The sequence below is a fragment of the Streptomyces sp. UNOC14_S4 genome, from assembly GCF_020740835.1.
Classification (GTDB): domain Bacteria; phylum Actinomycetota; class Actinomycetes; order Streptomycetales; family Streptomycetaceae; genus Streptomyces.
In genome coordinates, this window is sequence record NZ_JAINFC010000128.1 from 1 (window position 1) to 16,724 (window position 16,724).

Annotated in this window: 6 protein-coding genes; 3 read left to right on the plus strand and 3 right to left on the minus strand. The window is 73.8% G+C overall.

Going from position 1 to position 16,724, the window contains the following annotated elements; translation table 11 throughout:
• Positions 1–2,571: LuxR family transcriptional regulator (locus tag K6I34_RS14265; RefSeq protein WP_229325962.1), on the plus strand; the 2,571-nt coding region annotated here is incomplete at its 5' end.
• Positions 2,572–2,703: 132 nt separating this feature from the next.
• Entirely contained in the window at positions 2,704–4,365 is a 1,662-nt protein-coding gene (locus K6I34_RS14270; protein WP_229325964.1) for an NAD(P)/FAD-dependent oxidoreductase, read from the plus strand.
• A gap of 67 nt (positions 4,366–4,432) precedes the next feature.
• On the opposite strand, the gene K6I34_RS14275 is transcribed toward K6I34_RS14270, so the two are convergent.
• Both K6I34_RS14275 and K6I34_RS14280 read right to left on the minus strand, forming a co-directional pair.
• Positions 4,433–5,851, minus strand: a complete 1,419-nt coding sequence (locus tag K6I34_RS14275) for a class I adenylate-forming enzyme family protein (RefSeq protein WP_229325966.1) — start codon at positions 5,849–5,851, stop codon at positions 4,433–4,435.
• A gap of 64 nt (positions 5,852–5,915) precedes the next feature.
• Entirely contained in the window at positions 5,916–6,560 is a 645-nt protein-coding gene (locus K6I34_RS14280; protein WP_229325968.1) for a thioesterase II family protein, read from the minus strand.
• 395 nt (positions 6,561–6,955) lie between these two features.
• Here K6I34_RS14280 and K6I34_RS14285 point away from each other — a divergent pair, with 395 nt between their 5' ends.
• Positions 6,956–7,900: an ACP S-malonyltransferase gene (locus K6I34_RS14285; RefSeq protein WP_229325970.1), complete on the plus strand. Its 945-nt coding sequence runs from the start codon at positions 6,956–6,958 to the stop codon at positions 7,898–7,900.
• Positions 7,901–8,054: 154 nt separating this feature from the next.
• On the opposite strand, the gene K6I34_RS38660 is transcribed toward K6I34_RS14285, so the two are convergent.
• On the minus strand, positions 8,055–16,724 hold an 8,670-nt coding region (locus K6I34_RS38660), incomplete at its 5' end, for an SDR family NAD(P)-dependent oxidoreductase (protein ID WP_308294006.1).

Sequence of the window (16,724 nt, forward strand, 5' to 3'; positions counted from 1 at the left end):
GACCCGCAGTCGCTGCGGTGCCTGGCGCACGCCGTCCGCCAGTGCCGCGGCACCGCGCTGACCACGATCGTCACCCACTCTCCGCGGACCGGCTCCACGGACCCCGCCCCCGTCCTCGCCGCCTCCTCCGCCGCGCTGCACGAGCTGCTGCACCAGCCGGACGCCCGCCAGGTGCGGCTGGGCCCGATCAGTGTCGCGGGCGTCGCCCGGCTGCTGACCGAGGAGTTGGGCACGCACGACGCACACCGGCACGCCGCCGCGTTCCACGCCGCCACCGGCGGCAACCCCCTTCTGCTGCGCGGCCTGCTGGACGACAGCCTCTTCCTGCCCGCCAACGGGCAGGAAGACGAGAGCGGCGCCCCTGTGGCAGGGGAGTTCTTCCGTCAGGCAGTGCTGTCCCTGGCGCTCCGCTGCGCCGACACGGACCACCTGCGGACCGCCCGTGGCATCGCGCTCCTGGGCGACGCCGACTCCCTGCCCCTGCTGGGCGCCCTGGTCGGGGCCGAGGAGCACGCCGTACGGCAGTCCGTCGCCGTGCTCGGGGAACTGGGCATCCTCCAGGGCACGCGGTTCCGGCGCGACGAGGTGCGGGCGATGCTGCTGGACAACCTGCCGCGCGAGGAGCTCGGCCGGCTGCGCCGCCGGGCGGCCGAGATGCTGCACGAGAAGGACGCGGGCCCCACCGAGGTGGCGCAGCAGCTGCTCAGCCACGAGTCGGCGGCCCCGGACGAGGAGTGGGTGCCGCGGGTGCTGCGCGACGCCGCCCTGCTGGCACTCGCCGAGGACCGCGCCCCGTTCGCCGTGCGCTGCCTGCAACTGGCCGAGAGCCACTGCACCGACGAGCGGGAGTCGCTCGTCATCCAGGCGACGCTCACCGAGGCCCTGTGGCGGGTCAAACCGCAGACCCAGGTCCAGGGGCTCCAGCGGCTGGCGGCGCCCGCCCGCGAAGGACTGCTGCCGCCGTGGCACACCCTGCGGGTGGCCCTCGGGCTGATGCGGATCGGCTCGCTGGACGACGCGGCCGCCGCCATCGGCCGGGTCAACAGCACACTGGAGGAGAGCCCGCGCTCGGAGCTCGACGCGGAACTGCGCGTCATCGGCCTCGCGCTGTCCTGCGCCTACCCGGGCTCCCCCGAACTACGGCGATTCCAGGACGTATGGGGCACCGGTCGACGCCCGCGACACGCCCAGGACTCGCAGCACGACGACCACGACGACCACGACAGCCGCGACGATCACGACGGCCACTCCGGCCGGGGCCAGGGCCCGGACCGGGCTGTCGACGGGCCGCCCGGCCTCACCGCCACGGGCCCCGGCCTCGCCGCGCTCACCGCCCTGCGGGACGTACTGAAGGACAGCGCCGACGACGACGCCGTGCGGGAGGCCGTGCGGTCCGCCGAGCAGGTGCTGGAGCACACCCGCCTGGGCGAGGGGACCGCGTACGCGCTGCGTGCCGCGCTGCGGGCGCTGATCTACGCGGATCAACTCGGCACGGCCGCCACCTGGTGCGACCGGGTGCTGGACGAGGCGGCGCACTGCTCCACCCGGGCGTGGGCGGCGGGCTTCAGCGCCATCCGGGGCGAGATCGCGCTGCGCGGCGGCCGGCTGACCGACGCGGTGCGCCACGCGGAGAGCGCCCTGGAGCAGCTGCCGACGCGCGGCTGGGGCGTGGTCGTCGGCATGCCCCTGGCGGTGCTGGTCAGCGCGCACACCGCGATCGGTGACCACGACGCGGCCGGGGAGCTGCTGGCCCGCCCGGTGCCGGAGGCCCTGTTCCAGACCCGGTTCGGGCTGCACTACCTCTACGCCCGCGGCATGCACCAGCTGGCCACCGGCCGCCACCAGGCCGCCCTCGCCGACCTGCGCGACTGCGGCGAGAAGATGACCGCCTGGGACCTGGACTCCCCCTCCGTGCTGCCCTGGCGCCTGGGCACCGCCGAGACCTGGCTGGCGCTCGGCAACCACGAACAGGCCGCGCGCCTGGCACAGGAGCAGCTCGACCTGGCGCACCCCACGCTGCCCCGCACGCGCGGCTCGGCGCTGCGCGTGCTCGCCGCGACCCGGCCGGCCGCCGAACAGCCCGCGCTCCTGCAGCAGTCCCTGGACCTGCTGCGGCGCAGCGACAGCTGGTACGCGATGGCACAGGCGATGGCCCAGCTGGCCCGGGCGCACAAGCAGCTCGGCGACGCGGACAAGAGCTGGCTGATGACCCGCCGGGCCTGGCGGCTGGCGGACGGCTGCGGCGCGGAGGAGCTCTCGCGCTCGCTGCAGCGCCCTCCGGGCCGTACGCCGACGGCCTGCTCGGCGGGCGCGGCGGGCGCGGCGGCCGGGACCGGCGCCGGTCCCGGGGAGAGCGAGGACGCGGCCGCGTTCGCGGCGCTCTCCGACGCGGAGCGGCGGGTGGCGGCGCTGGCCGCCTCCGGCTACACCAACCGCGAGATCGCGGCCAAGCTGTTCATCACGGTCAGCACCGTGGAGCAGCATCTCACCCGCGTCTACCGGAAGATCAACATCAGTCACCGGCAGGATCTCCCGACCAGTCTCGGCTGGGACGTGGCGCACACCGCGTGACCCGGCGAAGGGGCCCCGCAAGGGGCCCCGGCAAAGGCTCTCAAGGGTCTCAAGGGTGGGTAGGGGTTGTTGCCCCAACCGCCGCGTGAATAGCGTGGGATTGCCGTCGGCGCGCCCTTGAGAGGTTTTCCTATGACGTCAGCCATTGCGGCTCCGACGACAATGCTCGTGCCGGACTTCCCGTTCTCCTACGACAATTGGCTGCGCCATCCGGCCGGTCTCGGTGTGCTGCCGCCGCGTGCGGCGGGCACCGAGGTCGCCGTGGTCGGCGGTGGCATGGCGGGGCTGACCGCCGCGTACGAACTCATGCGGCTGGGTCTGCGCCCGGTTCTGTACGAGGCCGAGGAATTGGGCGGGCGAATGCGTTCGCTCCCGTTCCCCGAGCGTCCGGAATATGTGGCGGAGATGGGCGCCATGCGTTTTCCCCTCTCCGCGCGGTCGCTGTTCCACTACATCGACCTGCTGGGACTGCGCACCCGTCCCTTTCCCAATCCGCTGGCGCCGTCGACCCCGAGCACGCTGATCGACCTGAACGGCGTCCGGCACCGGGCGCGCACCACGGGCGACCTGCCGGCCGTCTACCAGGAGGTCGCCGACGCCTGGGAGAAGGCGCTGCGCGAGCGCGCCGAGCTCTCCACGGTGCGCGACGCGGTCCGGCTGCGGGACGTGGCCACGCTGAAGGACGTGTGGAACAGGCTGGTCCGGGAGTACGACGACCAGTCCTTCTACGGCTTCCTGGCGACGTCCGGCGCCTTCCAGTCCTTCCGCCACCGGGAGATCTTCGGCCAGGTCGGCTTCGGCACCGGCGGCTGGGACACCGACTTCCCCAACTCGGTGCTGGAGATCCTGCGCGTCGTGTTCACCGGCGCGGACGACGACCAGGTCACCATAGAGGGCGGCTCCCAGCAGGTGCCGCGCGGGCTGTGGACGCACCGGCCGCAGGGCCTCGCCCACTGGCCGTCCGGGACGTCGCTGGCCTCGCTGCACGACGGGGGCCGCGCCCGGCCCGCCGTCACCCGGCTGCGCCGCACCGCGGAGGGCATACGCGTCGAGGACGAGAGCGGTACGGCCCGTGACTACCCCGCGGTCGTCTTCAGCCCGCACGTGTGGACGCTGCTCAACCGCGTCGACTGCGATCCCGCGCTGTTGTCCGCCGGGCAGTGGACCGCGGTGGAGCGCACCCACTACATGGGGGCGTCCAAGCTGTTCGTGCTCGTCGACCGGCCGTTCTGGCGGGACCGCGCACCGGGCACCGGCGCGGACGCGATGAGCATGACGCTCACCGACCGGATGCCGCGCGGTGTCTATCTCTTCGACCACGGCCCGGACCGGCCGGGCGTGATGTGCCTGTCGTACACCTGGAACGACGACTCGCTGAAGGTCGCGACGCTGTCCGCCCGGGAGCGGCTGGAGGTGCTGCTGGCCCGGCTGGCCGAGATCTATCCGGACGTCTGCATCCGTTCGCACATCATCGCCGAGCCGCTGACCGTCACCTGGGAGACCGAGCCGCGCTTCATGGGCGCGTTCAAGTCCAACCTGCCGGGCCAGTACCGCTATCAGCGGCGGCTGTTCACCCAGTTCATGCAGGAGGACGCGGACGAGGCGCGGCGCGGTCTCTTCCTGTGCGGCGACGACGTCTCCTGGACCGCGGGCTTCGCGGAGGGCGCGGTGACCACGGCGCTCAACGCGGTGTGGGGCGTGCTGCGCCAGCTGGGCGGTACGACGCACCCGGAGAACCCGGGGCCCGGTGACGTCTTCCACGAACTGGCACCGGTGGAGCTGCCGTACGGCTGAGACAGCGGGAGACGTATGAAGAGGGGGGGAGCCGGTACGACCGGCTCCCCCCCTCTCGCCGCTGTCCTTACCGCGCCGCCTGCTCCAGGGCCAGCTTCTCCAGCTGCTTCTTGTCCGGCTTGCCGTTCCGGTTGAGCGGGAACGAGTCCAGGACGACGACCCGGTTGGGCTGCTCGTAGGCGGGGAGCGCCGCGCACAGCAGGTCGCGCCAGTGCTGTGCCTCCCGCGCCTGCTCGTCCTCGACGAAGAAGACCAGCTGCGCGCCGCGGCGCTCGTCCGGCAGCGGCACGATGCGGGTGGAGATGTGCGCGGCGGCCGCCTTGCGCTCGATGAGCTCCGGGTAGAGCGTGTAGCCCATGCGGTGCACGGCGAACTTCCGGCCCAGGACGTAGAGGTTGTCGTCCGCGTCGAGGTAGCCGAGGTCGCCGGTGGCCTGCCAGCCGGTCGGGAACGGGGTGATGCCGCCGTCGTCGGCCAGGTGGCCCTCCAGCGCGTCCGGGGTGTCGACCTCGATCTCGCCGGCCTCGCCCGCGGGCATGGGCACGCCGTCCTCGTCCACGATCCGCAGCTTGATGCCGTCCATGGCGCGCCCGCAGGAGACGGGGTTGTCCAGGGTGGCGAAGGAGATGTTGCCGAGCTCGGTGGAGCCGTAGCTGTCCAGCAGCGGCAGGCCGAACTCGTCCACGTAGCGGTCGGAGAGCGCGCCGTCCAGCGGTGCCGCGCCGGAGCAGAACATCCGCACCCGCTCCAGCCGGCCGCGGAGCGCGGGCTTGCGGGTGGTCAGGTTGAGGATGGAGCGGTAGCTGGCGGGGGTGGCGTCGACGACGGTGGCGCCGGTGCGCCCGGCCATCAGCACCGCGCGGTCGAGCCGCTTGTAGGGGGCGATGACCAGCGAGCACTGGCGTATCCAGGCGATCAGCACCATGGAAAGGCCGTACTGGTGGGCGAACGGCAGCAGCGGCAGCAGCACGTCGTCCGCGGTGTGCCCCACCTGGTCCGCGTTGCGCTCCAGGTTCTTCAGGAACTTGCGGCCCGACTTCACCGCGCCCTTGGGCTGGCCGGTGGAGCCGGAGGTCCACATGATCAGGCCGTCGGGCCGGTCGGCCCAGGCGTCGAAGTCCAGCCGCTGCCCGGCGGGGAGCGGGCGGCCGGTGGCGGGGGCGATCAGCTCGTAGAGGTCGACGGCGCGGGTCTCGTCGTCGATGGGGGCGTCGTCGTCGACGAACGCCAGCGCGGCGCCGGTACGCAGCGCGATGCGCCGGGTCTCGTCGGCCTGCTCCTGCTGGTCGACGAGGACGATGGAGGCACCCACGTGCATCAGGGCGAACAGCACACTGACCCAGCTCGCGGAGTTGCCGGCCTTGAGGATGACTCGGTCGCCCTCGGCCACGCCGTGCTCACGGATCACCTCGGCGACGCGCAGCGCGTCCTGCTCGAAATCCGTGAGGGTCTGTGCCGAGTCGACTGCAAAGATCTTCGCGGTCATCGGTCGTACTCTTTCCTCTTCTTCTGTGCGGAGTACGGGCAGCCGCGGGACCCTTGCCGGTCCCCTAGACGCCCTTGTCCTCGGCGCCGGTCTCGCACTCGGCGTCGAGGGTGGACAGTGAGAGCAACTGGTCGTGGACCAGGTTGACGACTTCTCTTCTGCTCGAATCGAGATAGCCGCGCGACCCGGGGAACACCTCCAGGTCGAACCGCCCGCTCGTGCACCGCCGCCAGGCGCGTACGCCGCGCAGCGGGGTCCTGGGGTCCTGCGCGCCGACGAGGGCGACGATGCGGCAGTCGAGGGCCGGCGGGCCCAGCGTCAGACCGCCGCGCGCGGTCCTGCCGGAGACGAACAGGGTCAGCAGCAGGGTCTCGGTCTCCCGTTCCAGGCGTTCGGCGACGCGGTAGGCGAGGTCGGCGCCGGCGCGGTGGCCGAACAGCGCGACCGGGCGGTCGAGCCACTCCCCCAGCGCCTCGAAGATGCGGTCCGCGAGGTCCGGGGCATCGGCGAACCGCTCCTCCTCGTCGTCGACATCGGGCGGGTACTGGATCGCGAGCACCTCGACGGTGGGCAGCAGCAGTTCCGACAGGGAGAGGTAGTACGCGCTGGAGTTCGCGGATCCCGGAAAGCAGATCAGCCGGAAGCTGCTGGGTGTCTCCGGCTGTACGATCCGGATGAGGTGGACTTCGTCGGACTCGATCCGGCTCAAGGGGTACAAGCCCCCTGCGGCCGCGGCCACGACGGGCGGTGGTGCGCGCGGTGCCCGGCGGCCACCCCGGTGGTCGATGTCATGAAATGCCTCGATGTGCTTGCGCCGTGAACCAGTCCCCTACGGACGCCCTACCTTTTTCGAGGGCTCACATCGCGAGGCTATGAGCCATCACACGGGGCCACAACCCCTATGGACCGCTATCCCCGGCATCCGGCCGCACAATCCCCCTAACTCCCCCTAGGCGTTTGCCTCGACCCCTGATATCCGGGCGTGCCCGGGCGGGAGTTGACGGTCCGTGTTAGACATGGCGGGCAGGTCCCATGGCCTCCGTCATTCCCATTAAACCGGTGCGCGAGCGCGACGGACACAACATATCCCAAGGAATTCTCCGTATGACGGCATCCGAACAGCCGACCACCGCCCTCGTCTTCCCCGGCATGGGGCCGTCCAGCTTCTCCGAGGTGGGCAAGTTCCTCGTGCTCGACCCCTACGCCCGCAAGCGGCTGGCGGAGGCCGACGAGGCGCTGGGCTATTCCGTCTTCGACCGCCTCCGCGACTCCGAGGACGACTACTCCGAGGCCACCCAGATCGCCTTCCTGGTCAACTCGATGGCCTCGGCCGACCGGGCGGTGGCGGAGCTGGGCATCGACCCGGACATCGTCGTGGGCCCCAGCTTCGGCCAGAAGGCGGCCACCGCGTTCGTCGGCTCGCTGCCCTTCCCCGAACTGGTCCGGCTCACCGCCGAGATGGCCCGCTACGAGATCGCGTACTTCACCGAGGAGTACCAGGACGCGGTCACCCACACCTTCTTCCGCACCCCGCAGGACGAACTCGACGAACTCCTGGCCGAGTTCGACGAGCGCGGCGAGTGGTACGACTACTCCGGATACCTCGACGAGGGCTTCTGCATGCTCTCGCTGCGCGAGAAGGAGCTGGAGGGCCTCAAGCAGCGGGTCAGCGGGATCGGCGGCTACTCGATGTACACCATGGTCCCGGCGGTGCACGCGCCCGCCTTCAAGGAGCTGCGGCGCCGCGTCGAGGAGGACCTCCTCCCCAAGTACGAGCTCGCGGACCCGCGGCTGCCCGTCGTCACCGACCAGGACGGCACCGTGATCCGCACCGCCGACGAGCTGCGCACCATGCTGCTCGACACCTTCGACCGGCCGATCCACTGGCCCAAGGTGGTCGCCACGCTGAAGGAGGCCGGGGTGACCAAGGTCTGCATCAGCGGCCCCGACAACCTCTTCCACCGCCTCGAGTGCACCAAGTCCAACTTCGAGGTGGTCACGGTGGGCCCGGGCAAGCGGACGCGCGACCGCGCGCCGCGGCGACGCTGAGCGCTGCTGTTAGTCCGGTAGGTCGTCTGCGGGTGCGTCGTGGCTGGTCGCGCAGTTCCCCGCGCCCCTTTGGGGCGCGGTACCGCAAAGGCCGTGGGCCCCGTACCGATTCCGGTACGGGGCCCACGGCCTTTCTCTCGTGCGTAACGGACCGTCAGGCCGACAGCCAGTCCGCCACCGTCCGTGCCGTCGTTCCCGCGTGCTCCTCCATCATCGTGAAGTGGTTGCCATCCACGTCGAGCGCGGTGTGCTCCAGGTCCCAGTAGGAGCGCCAGTCACCGCTCCCGTCACGGGTCCAGTCGAACAGCCGCTCCCCGGCCCGTACCAGCAGCGTCGGGGTCTTGATCTCGCGCGGGCGCCACTCGCCGAAGAGCCGGAAATAGGCGCCCATGGCCAGCAGTCGCGCGTCGTCGACCGGCACGTGGCCCTCGCTCCGCTCGCCCACCTCCGCGGTCAGGCCGGGCTGGATGCCGATGGCCGCGTCCGCGTCGTGCGAGTAGATGTCGAGGAGGACGACCGCCTGCGGGAAGACACCCGTGGCCTCCAGCCGTGCCGCCACCTCGTGCGCGAGCATGCCGCCCGAGGAGTGGCCCAGCAGCACGAACGGCGCCCCGCCCGTCGTCCGCAGCACCGCCTCGGCCTGTGCCTCGATCACCGCTTCCGGGGTCGCCGGGAGCTGCTCCCCCGCCACGAAGCCGGGGTTGGCCATGGCCCATACGTCCCGGTGGCCGCGGAACCCGGCGGCGAACCGCGCGTACTGGTGCGGGCCCGAGATGGGCAGGATCGAGGAGAAGCAGACCAGCGCCGGAGGTGTCGCGTCCGCCGGTTCGTCCCCGGCCCGCGAGAGCCGTACCAGGGCGGGTGCCGTGGCCAGGTCCGCGGTGCCGGTGAAGGACGGGCGGAACCGCGAGACGTCCATCAGCAGGCGGGTGAACTCCTCCTGCCTGCCCGTCTCCCCGGCCTCCCGCAGCATCGCGCCGAAGACACCCGTCTCCCGCGCGCCGTCGGCCGGTTCGTCCCGTACGGCGGAACCGGCCACCGCGTCCGCCAGCTGCTCCAGCATGTGCCGGGCGACGAGCGCGGGCGTGCCGTGGTCGAACAGCAGCGTCGGGGGCAGCCGCAGGCCGCTCGCCGCGTTGAGCCGGTTGCGCAGCTCGACCGCGGTGAGCGAGTCGAAGCCCATCTCCAGGAAGCCGTGCCCGGCCACGACGGCGTCGGCGTCGGCGAAGCCGAGGACGACGGCCGCCTGACCACGGACCAGTTCCAGGAGCGCGGCCTCCCGCTCGGCCCCGGTCGCGAGCCCGGCCAGCCGCTCGGCCAGCGAGGGGCCCGTCAGGTCCACCGGGGCGGCCTCGACCGTTCGCCGCCGGGTGCCGCGCACCAGGCCGCGGAAGACGGCGGGCAGTGCGCCCGCGTCCGCCTGGGCCCGCAGCGGGGCGGTGTCCAGGTGCAGGGGGATCAGCAGCGGCTCGCCGGGGACCGTCCAGGCCGCGTCGAAGAGCTCCAGACCGTCCCGCGAGGTCAGCGGGGCCATGCCGGAGCGCGCCATCCGCTGCACGTCCGCGTCGGCCATGCCGCCGGTCATCGCCGAGCGCTGCTCCCACAGGCCCCAGGCCAGGGAGAGCGCGGGCAGGCCCGCGGCCCGCCGGTGCTGGGCGAGCGCGTCCAGGAAGGCGTTGGCGGCCGCGTAGTTGCCCTGGCCCGGCGCGCCGAAGGTACCGGCGGCGGACGAGAACAGCACGAACGCGGTCAGGTCGAGATCGCGGGTCAGCTCGTGCAGGTTCCGTGCCGCGTCGATCTTCGGGCGCAGGACGGTGTCGACGCGGGCGGGGGTGAGGGTCTGGACCGGGCCGTCGTCCAGCACACCGGCGGTGTGGACGACCGCCCGCAGCGGACGGTCCTCCGGCACCTCGGCGAGCAGCCGCGCCAGCGCCTCGCGGTCGGCGGCGTCGCAGGCCGCGACGGTCACCTCGGCACCCAGCTCGGCGAGTTCGGCGACCAGCTCGGGCACGCCGTCCGCCGCGCCGCCGCGGCGGCTGGTGAGCAGCAGGTGCCGCGCGCCGTGGTCGGTGACCAGATGGCGGGCCAGCAGGCCGCCGAGCACCCCGGTGGCGCCGGTGATCAGGACCGTGCCCTCCGGGTCGATCCCCGGTGCCGGCTCGGACGCCCCGGCCTCCACCCGCGCGAGCCGGGGGGCCAGGAGACCTCCCGTACGGACGGCCAGTTGCGGCTCGGCCGAGGCCAGCGCCGCGGGGAGCGCCCGTACGGACGCCTCGTCGTCGTCCAGGTCCAGCAGCAGGAACCGGTCCGGGTTCTCCGTCTGGGCGGAGCGCACCAGGCCCCACACCGGGGTGGTGGCCAGGCCGGACACGTCCGCGTCCGCCTCGGTGGCCACCGAGCCGCGGGTGACGAAGGCCAGCCGCGCCCCGGCCGGGGCGTCCTCCGCGAGCCACGTCCGGAGGTCCGCCAGCGCGGCGTGCGTGGCCTGCCGGGCGTCCTCGGCCACGTCCCCCGTCGCGCGGGGGGCGTACGGGAGAAGGACGAGCTCCGGCGCGGGCCTGCCGGAGGCCACCACGGCGGAGAGCTCCACCAGGTCCGCGTAGGTCTCGCAGCCGATGCCCGCGGCCGTCAGCGCCGGGCCCAGGCCGAGGGTGTCGTCGCCGACCAGCGCCCAGGGCGCGGCGGGGGCCGCTGTCGCCGGGGCGGGCAGCGTGGTCCACCGGAGGCGGAACAGCGACTCGTGGTAGGCGGCGCGGGCCGCGTGCAGTTGCTCGGGCGCGATGCGGCGCAGGACCAGGGAGTCCACGGTGGCGACCGGGCCGCCCGCCGCGTCGGCCACGGTCAGGGCGACCGCGTCCGGCCCGGCCGGGGCGATGCGCACCCGCAGCGCCGAGGCGCCCGCGGCGTGCAGGGTGACGCCGCTCCAGGAGAACGGGAGGCGGATGCCGTCGCCGGTGCCGAGGAAGTCGCCGAGCGCCACACCGTGCAGGGCGGCGTCCAGCAGTGCCGGGTGCAGCCCGAACAGGGCGGCGTCCGAGCGCTGCTTGTCGGGCAGCCGCAGTTCGGCGAAGACCTCCTCGCCGCGCCGCCAGGCGGCCGTCAGGCCCTGGAACACCGGGCCGTAGCCGAACCCGCCGGCCGCGAACCGCTCGTACAGGTCCGTCACCTCGACGGCGACGGCGCCTGCCGGGGGCCAGGCCGACAGCTCGTCCCCCTGTGCCGGGTGCCCGGCCGCGTCGGCGGCCAGGACGCCGCTCGCGTTGCGGCTCCACGGCTGGTCCGACTGGCCCGACGGGCCCGACTGCTCCGTCCTGGAGTGGATCTCCAGTGTGCGGCGGCCGGTCGCGGTGTCGGCGGCGCCGACGGTCAGCCGCAGCTGCACCCCGCCGCGCTCGGGCAGGATCAGCGGCGCCTCCAGGGTCAGTTCCTCCAGCAGGTCGCAGCCGACCTGGTCCCCGGCGCGCACGGCCAGTTCGACGAAGGCCGTGCCCGGCACCAGGACGGTGCCCGCGACGGCGTGGTCGGCCAGCCAGGGGTGGGTCTGGAGGGAGAGCCGCCCGGTGAGCAGGACGCCGTCCGAGCCGGGCAGTTCGACGGCCGCACCCAGCAGCGGGTGCGCGGTGGCGCCGAGCCCCGCGGAGGCGACGTCGCCCACGGCGGAGAGCGGGACCTCGATCCAGTACCGCTCGTGCTGGAAGGCGTAGGTGGGCAGGCCGACGCGGCGCGCGCCCATGCCCTCGTACACCGCGTCCCAGTCCACCGGCACACCGCGCGTCCACGCCTCGCCGAGCGAGACCCAGAACCGCTCCAGGCCGCCCTCGTCGCGGCGCAGCGAGCCGATGGCCACGGCCTCGCGGCCCGCCGCCTCGGCGGTCTCCTGCACGCCCGTCGTCAGCACGGGGTGCGCGCTGGACTCGACGAACGTCCCGAAGCCGTCCTCCAGGAGGCGGTGGACGGCGCCTTCGAGCTCGACCGTGCGGCGCAGGTTGGTGTACCAGTACTCGGCGTCGAGCTCGGGGCCCTTGACCCACTCGCCGGTGACGGTGGAGAGGAAGGGGATGTCCGCCGTCCTCGGCCGCACCGGAGCGAGCAGGTCGAGCAGTTCCTCGCGCAGCTCCTCCACCTGGGCGGAGTGGGACGCGTAGTCCACGGGGACGCGGCGGGCGCGGGCCCCGTCCGCCTCGCAGGAGGCGATGAGCTCGTCCAGCGCCTGCGGCTCGCCCGAGACGACCACGGAGGACGGGCCGTTGACGGCCGCCACCGAGATACGCTCCTCACCCCACGCGGCAATCCGCTCCCGCACCTGGACCACCGGCAGTGCGACGGACACCATGCCGCCCTTGCCCGCCAGTACCCGGCCGATGGCCTGGCTGCGCAGGGCCACCACACGGGCCGCGTCCTGAAGCGACAGGATCCCCGCCACACAAGCAGCGGCGATCTCACCCTGCGAGTGACCCACCACCGCATCCGGGCGAACACCCAGCGAACGCCACAGCTCGGCCAGGGAGACCATCACCGCGAACAGCACCGGCTGGACGACGTCGACGCGCTCCAGCGACGGCGCGCCCTCCGCGCCGCGCAGCACGTCCACCAGCGACCAGTCGCAGAACTCGGCCAGCGCGGCGGCGCATTCGGCGATCCGGGCCGCGAACACCGGGGAGGCGTCCATCAGCCCGACCGCCATGCCCGCCCACTGCGAGCCCTGGCCGGGGAAGACGAAGGCCGTCCTGCCCGCGGCGCCGGTGGTGCCCTGGACGGTGCCCGGCCGGTCCTGGCCGGTGGCCAGGGCGGTCAGGGCGTGGACGAAGTCGTCGCGGTCCGTGCCCACCAGCAGCGCGCGGGCGTCGTGCGCCGCGCGGGTCAGCGCCAGCGAGCGGCCGAGGTCGGCCGGGCCGCCGTCCGCGCCGGACTCCAGGTGCGCGAGCAGCCGCTCGGCCTGGGCACGCAGCGCGGCCTCGTTCCTCGCCGAGAGGGGCCACGGCAGCGCGCCGGGTGTCCCGGCCGCGGGCTCCTCGGTGGTCACGGGGGCCTCGGGAGCGGGGGCCTGCTCCAGGATGGTGTGGGCGTTGGTGCCGCTGATGCCGAAGGAGGACACGGCCGCTCGGCGCGGACGGCCGGTCTCGGGCCAGTCGACGGCCTCGGTCAGCAGGGAGACCGCGCCCGCCGCCCAGTCCACGTGCGGGGTCGGCTCGTCGACGTGGAGCGTCCGCGGCATGACGCCGTGCTCCATGGCCTTGACCATCTTGATGATGCCCGCGACACCGGCGGCGGCCTGCGTGTGGCCGAAGTTGGACTTCACCGAGCCCAGTCGCAGCGGGTTGTCATCGGACCGCTCCTGGCCGTACGTGGCCAGGAGCGCCTGGGCCTCGATCGGGTCACCGAGCGTCGTACCCGTACCGTGCGCCTCGACGACGTCCACGTCGGCCGCCGTCAGCCGGGCGTTGGCGAGCGCCTGCCGGATGACGCGCTGCTGCGACGGGCCGTTCGGCGCCGTCAGGCCGTTGCTCGCGCCGTCCTGGTTGATGGCCGAGCCCCGGACGATCGCCAGCACCGGGTGACCGTTCTTGCGGGCGTCGGAAAGCTTCTCGACGAGGAGCATGCCGACGCCCTCGCCCCAGGCGGTGCCGTCGGCGGCCGCCGCGAAGGGCTTGCAGCGGCCGTCGGTGGCCAGACCGCGCTGCTTGCTGAAGGCCACGAACGTGCCGGGGGTGGCCATGACGGTGACACCGCCGGCCAGCGCCAGTTCGCACTCGCCCGAGCGCAGCGCCTGTACCGCCATGTGCAGGGTCACCAGCGACGACGAGCACGCCGTGTCGACGGTGACCGCCGGGCCCTCGAGCCCGAAGGTGTACGAGACACGGCCGGAGGCGACGCTGCCGGAGCTGGCGGTGCCCATGTAGCCCTCGAGGCCGTCGGGCGCGCGGTGCAGCAGGGTGCCGTAGTCGTTGTACATGACGCCGGTGTAGACGCCGGTGCGGCTGCCGCGCGCGGTCGCCGGGTCGATCCCGGCGCGCTCGAACGCCTCCCAGGTGGTCTCCAGCAGCAGACGCTGCTGCGGGTCCATGGCGAGGGCCTCGCGCGGCGAGATGCCGAAGAACGCCGGGTCGAAGTGGTGGGCGTCGTGCAGGAAGCCGCCGTTGCGGGCGTAGCTGGTGCCCGGCCGGTCGGGGTCGTCGGCGAACAGTCCGTCGATGTCCCAGCCGCGGTCGACGGGCATGTCGGAGATGGCGTCGCGTCCCTCGGTGACCAGCGTCCACAGGTCCTCGGGGGTCCGTACGCCGCCGGGGAAGCGGCAGCTCATCGCGACGATGGCGATGGGCTCGTCGGCGCCCGACGCGACGGCGGCGACGGTGGTCTCCGCGGCCCGGCCGCCCTGGGCCTCGGCGCGCAGGAAGCGGGCGAGCACGTCGGGCGTCGGGTAGTCGAAGATCAGCGTGGCCGGGAGGCGCACGCCGGTGGCCGAGCCGAGCCGGTTGCGCAGCTCGACCGCGGTGAGCGAGTCGAAACCGACCTCGCTGAAGGCGCGCTGCGGGTCGACCGCCTCGCGCCCGGTGTAGCCGAGGACGGCCGCCACATGGGTGCGGACCAGGTCGAGGACGATCCGGTCGGCCTCGGCCTCGGAGACTCCGGCCAGCTGCTTGCCCAGCGCGCCGGACTGCGCGGCCGCCGCGGCCTGTGCCGCGCGGCGCGGGGGCACCCGGACCAGGCCGCGGAAGAGCGGCGGCAGCATCCCGGCACTCGCCTGGGCGCGCAGCGCGGCCAGGTCCAGCGGCATCGGCACCAGCAGCGCCTCGTCCGTACGGGCCGCCGCGTCGAACAGCTCCAGACCCCGCTCGGCGGTGATGGCGACGACACCGCCGCGCCGCAGCCGCTCGGTCTCGGCCTCGTCCAGCTCTCCGGCCATGCCGCCGGACGCGGCCCACAGACCCCACGCGAGGGAGGAGGCGGGCAGGCCCGCGGCCTTGCGGTGCTGGGCGAGGGCATCCAGGAAGGCGTTGGCGGCCGCGTAGTTGGCCTGGCCCGCGCCGCCGAAGACACCTGCGGCCGAGGAGAACAGGACGAACGAGGAAAGGTCCAGGTCCCGGGTCAGCTCGTGCAGGTTCCAGGCAGCGTCCACCTTCGGGCGCAGCACCTTCGCCAGCCGCTCGGGGGTGAGCGAACCGAGGATGCCGTCGTCCAGCACACCGGCGGTGTGCACGACGGCGGTCAGCGGGTGACCGGCCGGGATCGCGGAGAGCACGGAGGCCAGCGCGTCGCGGTCGGCCGCGTCGCACGCCGCCCATGTCACGGCGGCGCCCAGCTCCCCCAGTTCGGCGGCCAGTTCGGCGGCGCCGGGGGCGTTCCCGCCCCTGCGGCTCGCCAGCAGCAGGTGCCGCGCTCCGTACGCGGTCACCAGGTGCTTGGCCACCAGCCCGCCCAGCGAGCCGCTGGCGCCGGTGACCAGCACCGTGCCGTCCGGGTCCAGGGCGGGGCCGTCCGCGCCGACGGCGGTACGGCCGAGCCGCGGGGCCTGCACCGCGCCCTCGCGGACGGCGATCTCCTGCTCGCCGCTGTTGAGCGCGGCGGGCAGGGCGTGCAGCGAGTCGGGGTGGCCGTCGAGGTCCGCGAGCACGAGGCGTCCCGGGTTCTCCGACTGCGCGGAGCGGGCGAGGCCCCGGACCGTGGCGCTCACCAGGTCGGTCACCGGCTCGCCGGGGGCGGTCGCGACGGCGCCCGAGGTGAGCACCACCAGCGGGATGCCGTCGAACCGCGCGTCGCCCAGCCATTCCTGAAGCAGCGTCAGCATGTCGGCCGTGGCGGTGTGTGCCGCGTCGGCGACGTCCTCGACACCGGCGTGAGCCGCCGGAACGACGACGAACTCCGGTGCCTCGCCGGACTCCAGCGACCGCGCCAGCGCGGCCAGGTCCTCGTACGCGGTGGTCTCCGCGACGGTCCCGAGGCCGAGGGTGTCGGTTCCCAGCAGCGCCCACCGGCCCGCGCCGGACGTGCCGGTGGGCACGTCCGTCCAGTCGACGCGGAACAGCGCGTCCTTGGTCCCGCTGTCGGCGGCACCGGCGGACAGCTGCTCCGGAGCGAACGAGCGGAGCGCCAGGCGCGCCACCGAGGCCACCGGGGCGCCCGTCACGTCGGCGAGCTCCAGGGCGACCGTGCCGTTCCCGGCGGCGGACAGCCGGACGCGCACGGCGTCCGCGCCGACCGAGTGGACGGCCACGCCGTTCCAGGAGAAGGGCAGTTGGCCCTGGCCAGTGCTCTCGACCAGGTCGCCGAGGCCGATGGCGTGCAGCACGGCGTCCAGCAGCGCGGGGTGCACGCCGAAGAAGCCGGCACCCGGCTCGACGTCTTCCGGCAGCGCTACCTCGGCGAAGACCTCACCGGCGCGCCGCCAGGCGGCCCGCAGCCCCTGGAAGGCGGGGCCGTAGCCGAAGCCCGCCCCGGCGAGGCCCTCGTACAGGCCCTCGACCCGGACCGGTTCGGCGCCCGCGGGCGGCCACGCGCTCAGGTCGAAGGCGGGCGGGCGGGTGTCGTCAGCCGTCAGGGTGCCGGTGGCGTGCCGCAGCCACGGCTCGTCGTCGGGGGCGTCGTCGGCACGGGAGTGGAAGGCCACCGTGCGGCGGCCCGTGGCGTCCTCCGCGCCCACGGCGATCTGCAGGGCGACGCCGCCCTGCTCGGGCAGGATCAGCGGGGCTTCGAGGGTGAGTTCCTCGACCAGGCCGCACCCGGCGCGCTCGCCCGCCCGGACGGCCAGTTCGACGAAGGCGGTGCCGGGCAGCAGGACGGAGCCCATGACGGCGTGGTCGGCGAGCCAGGGGTGGCTCTCTAGGGA

What these genes read in the sequence shown, in the direction of transcription:
- K6I34_RS14270 (WP_229325964.1), top strand. Translation starts at nt 2,704, where the DNA reads ATGACGTCAGCCATTGCGGCTCCGACGACAATGCTCGTGCCGGACTTC.
- K6I34_RS14275 (WP_229325966.1), bottom strand. Translation starts at nt 5,851, where the DNA reads ATGACCGCGAAGATCTTTGCAGTCGACTCGGCACAGACCCTCACGGAT.
- K6I34_RS14285 (WP_229325970.1), top strand. Translation starts at nt 6,956, where the DNA reads ATGACGGCATCCGAACAGCCGACCACCGCCCTCGTCTTCCCCGGCATG.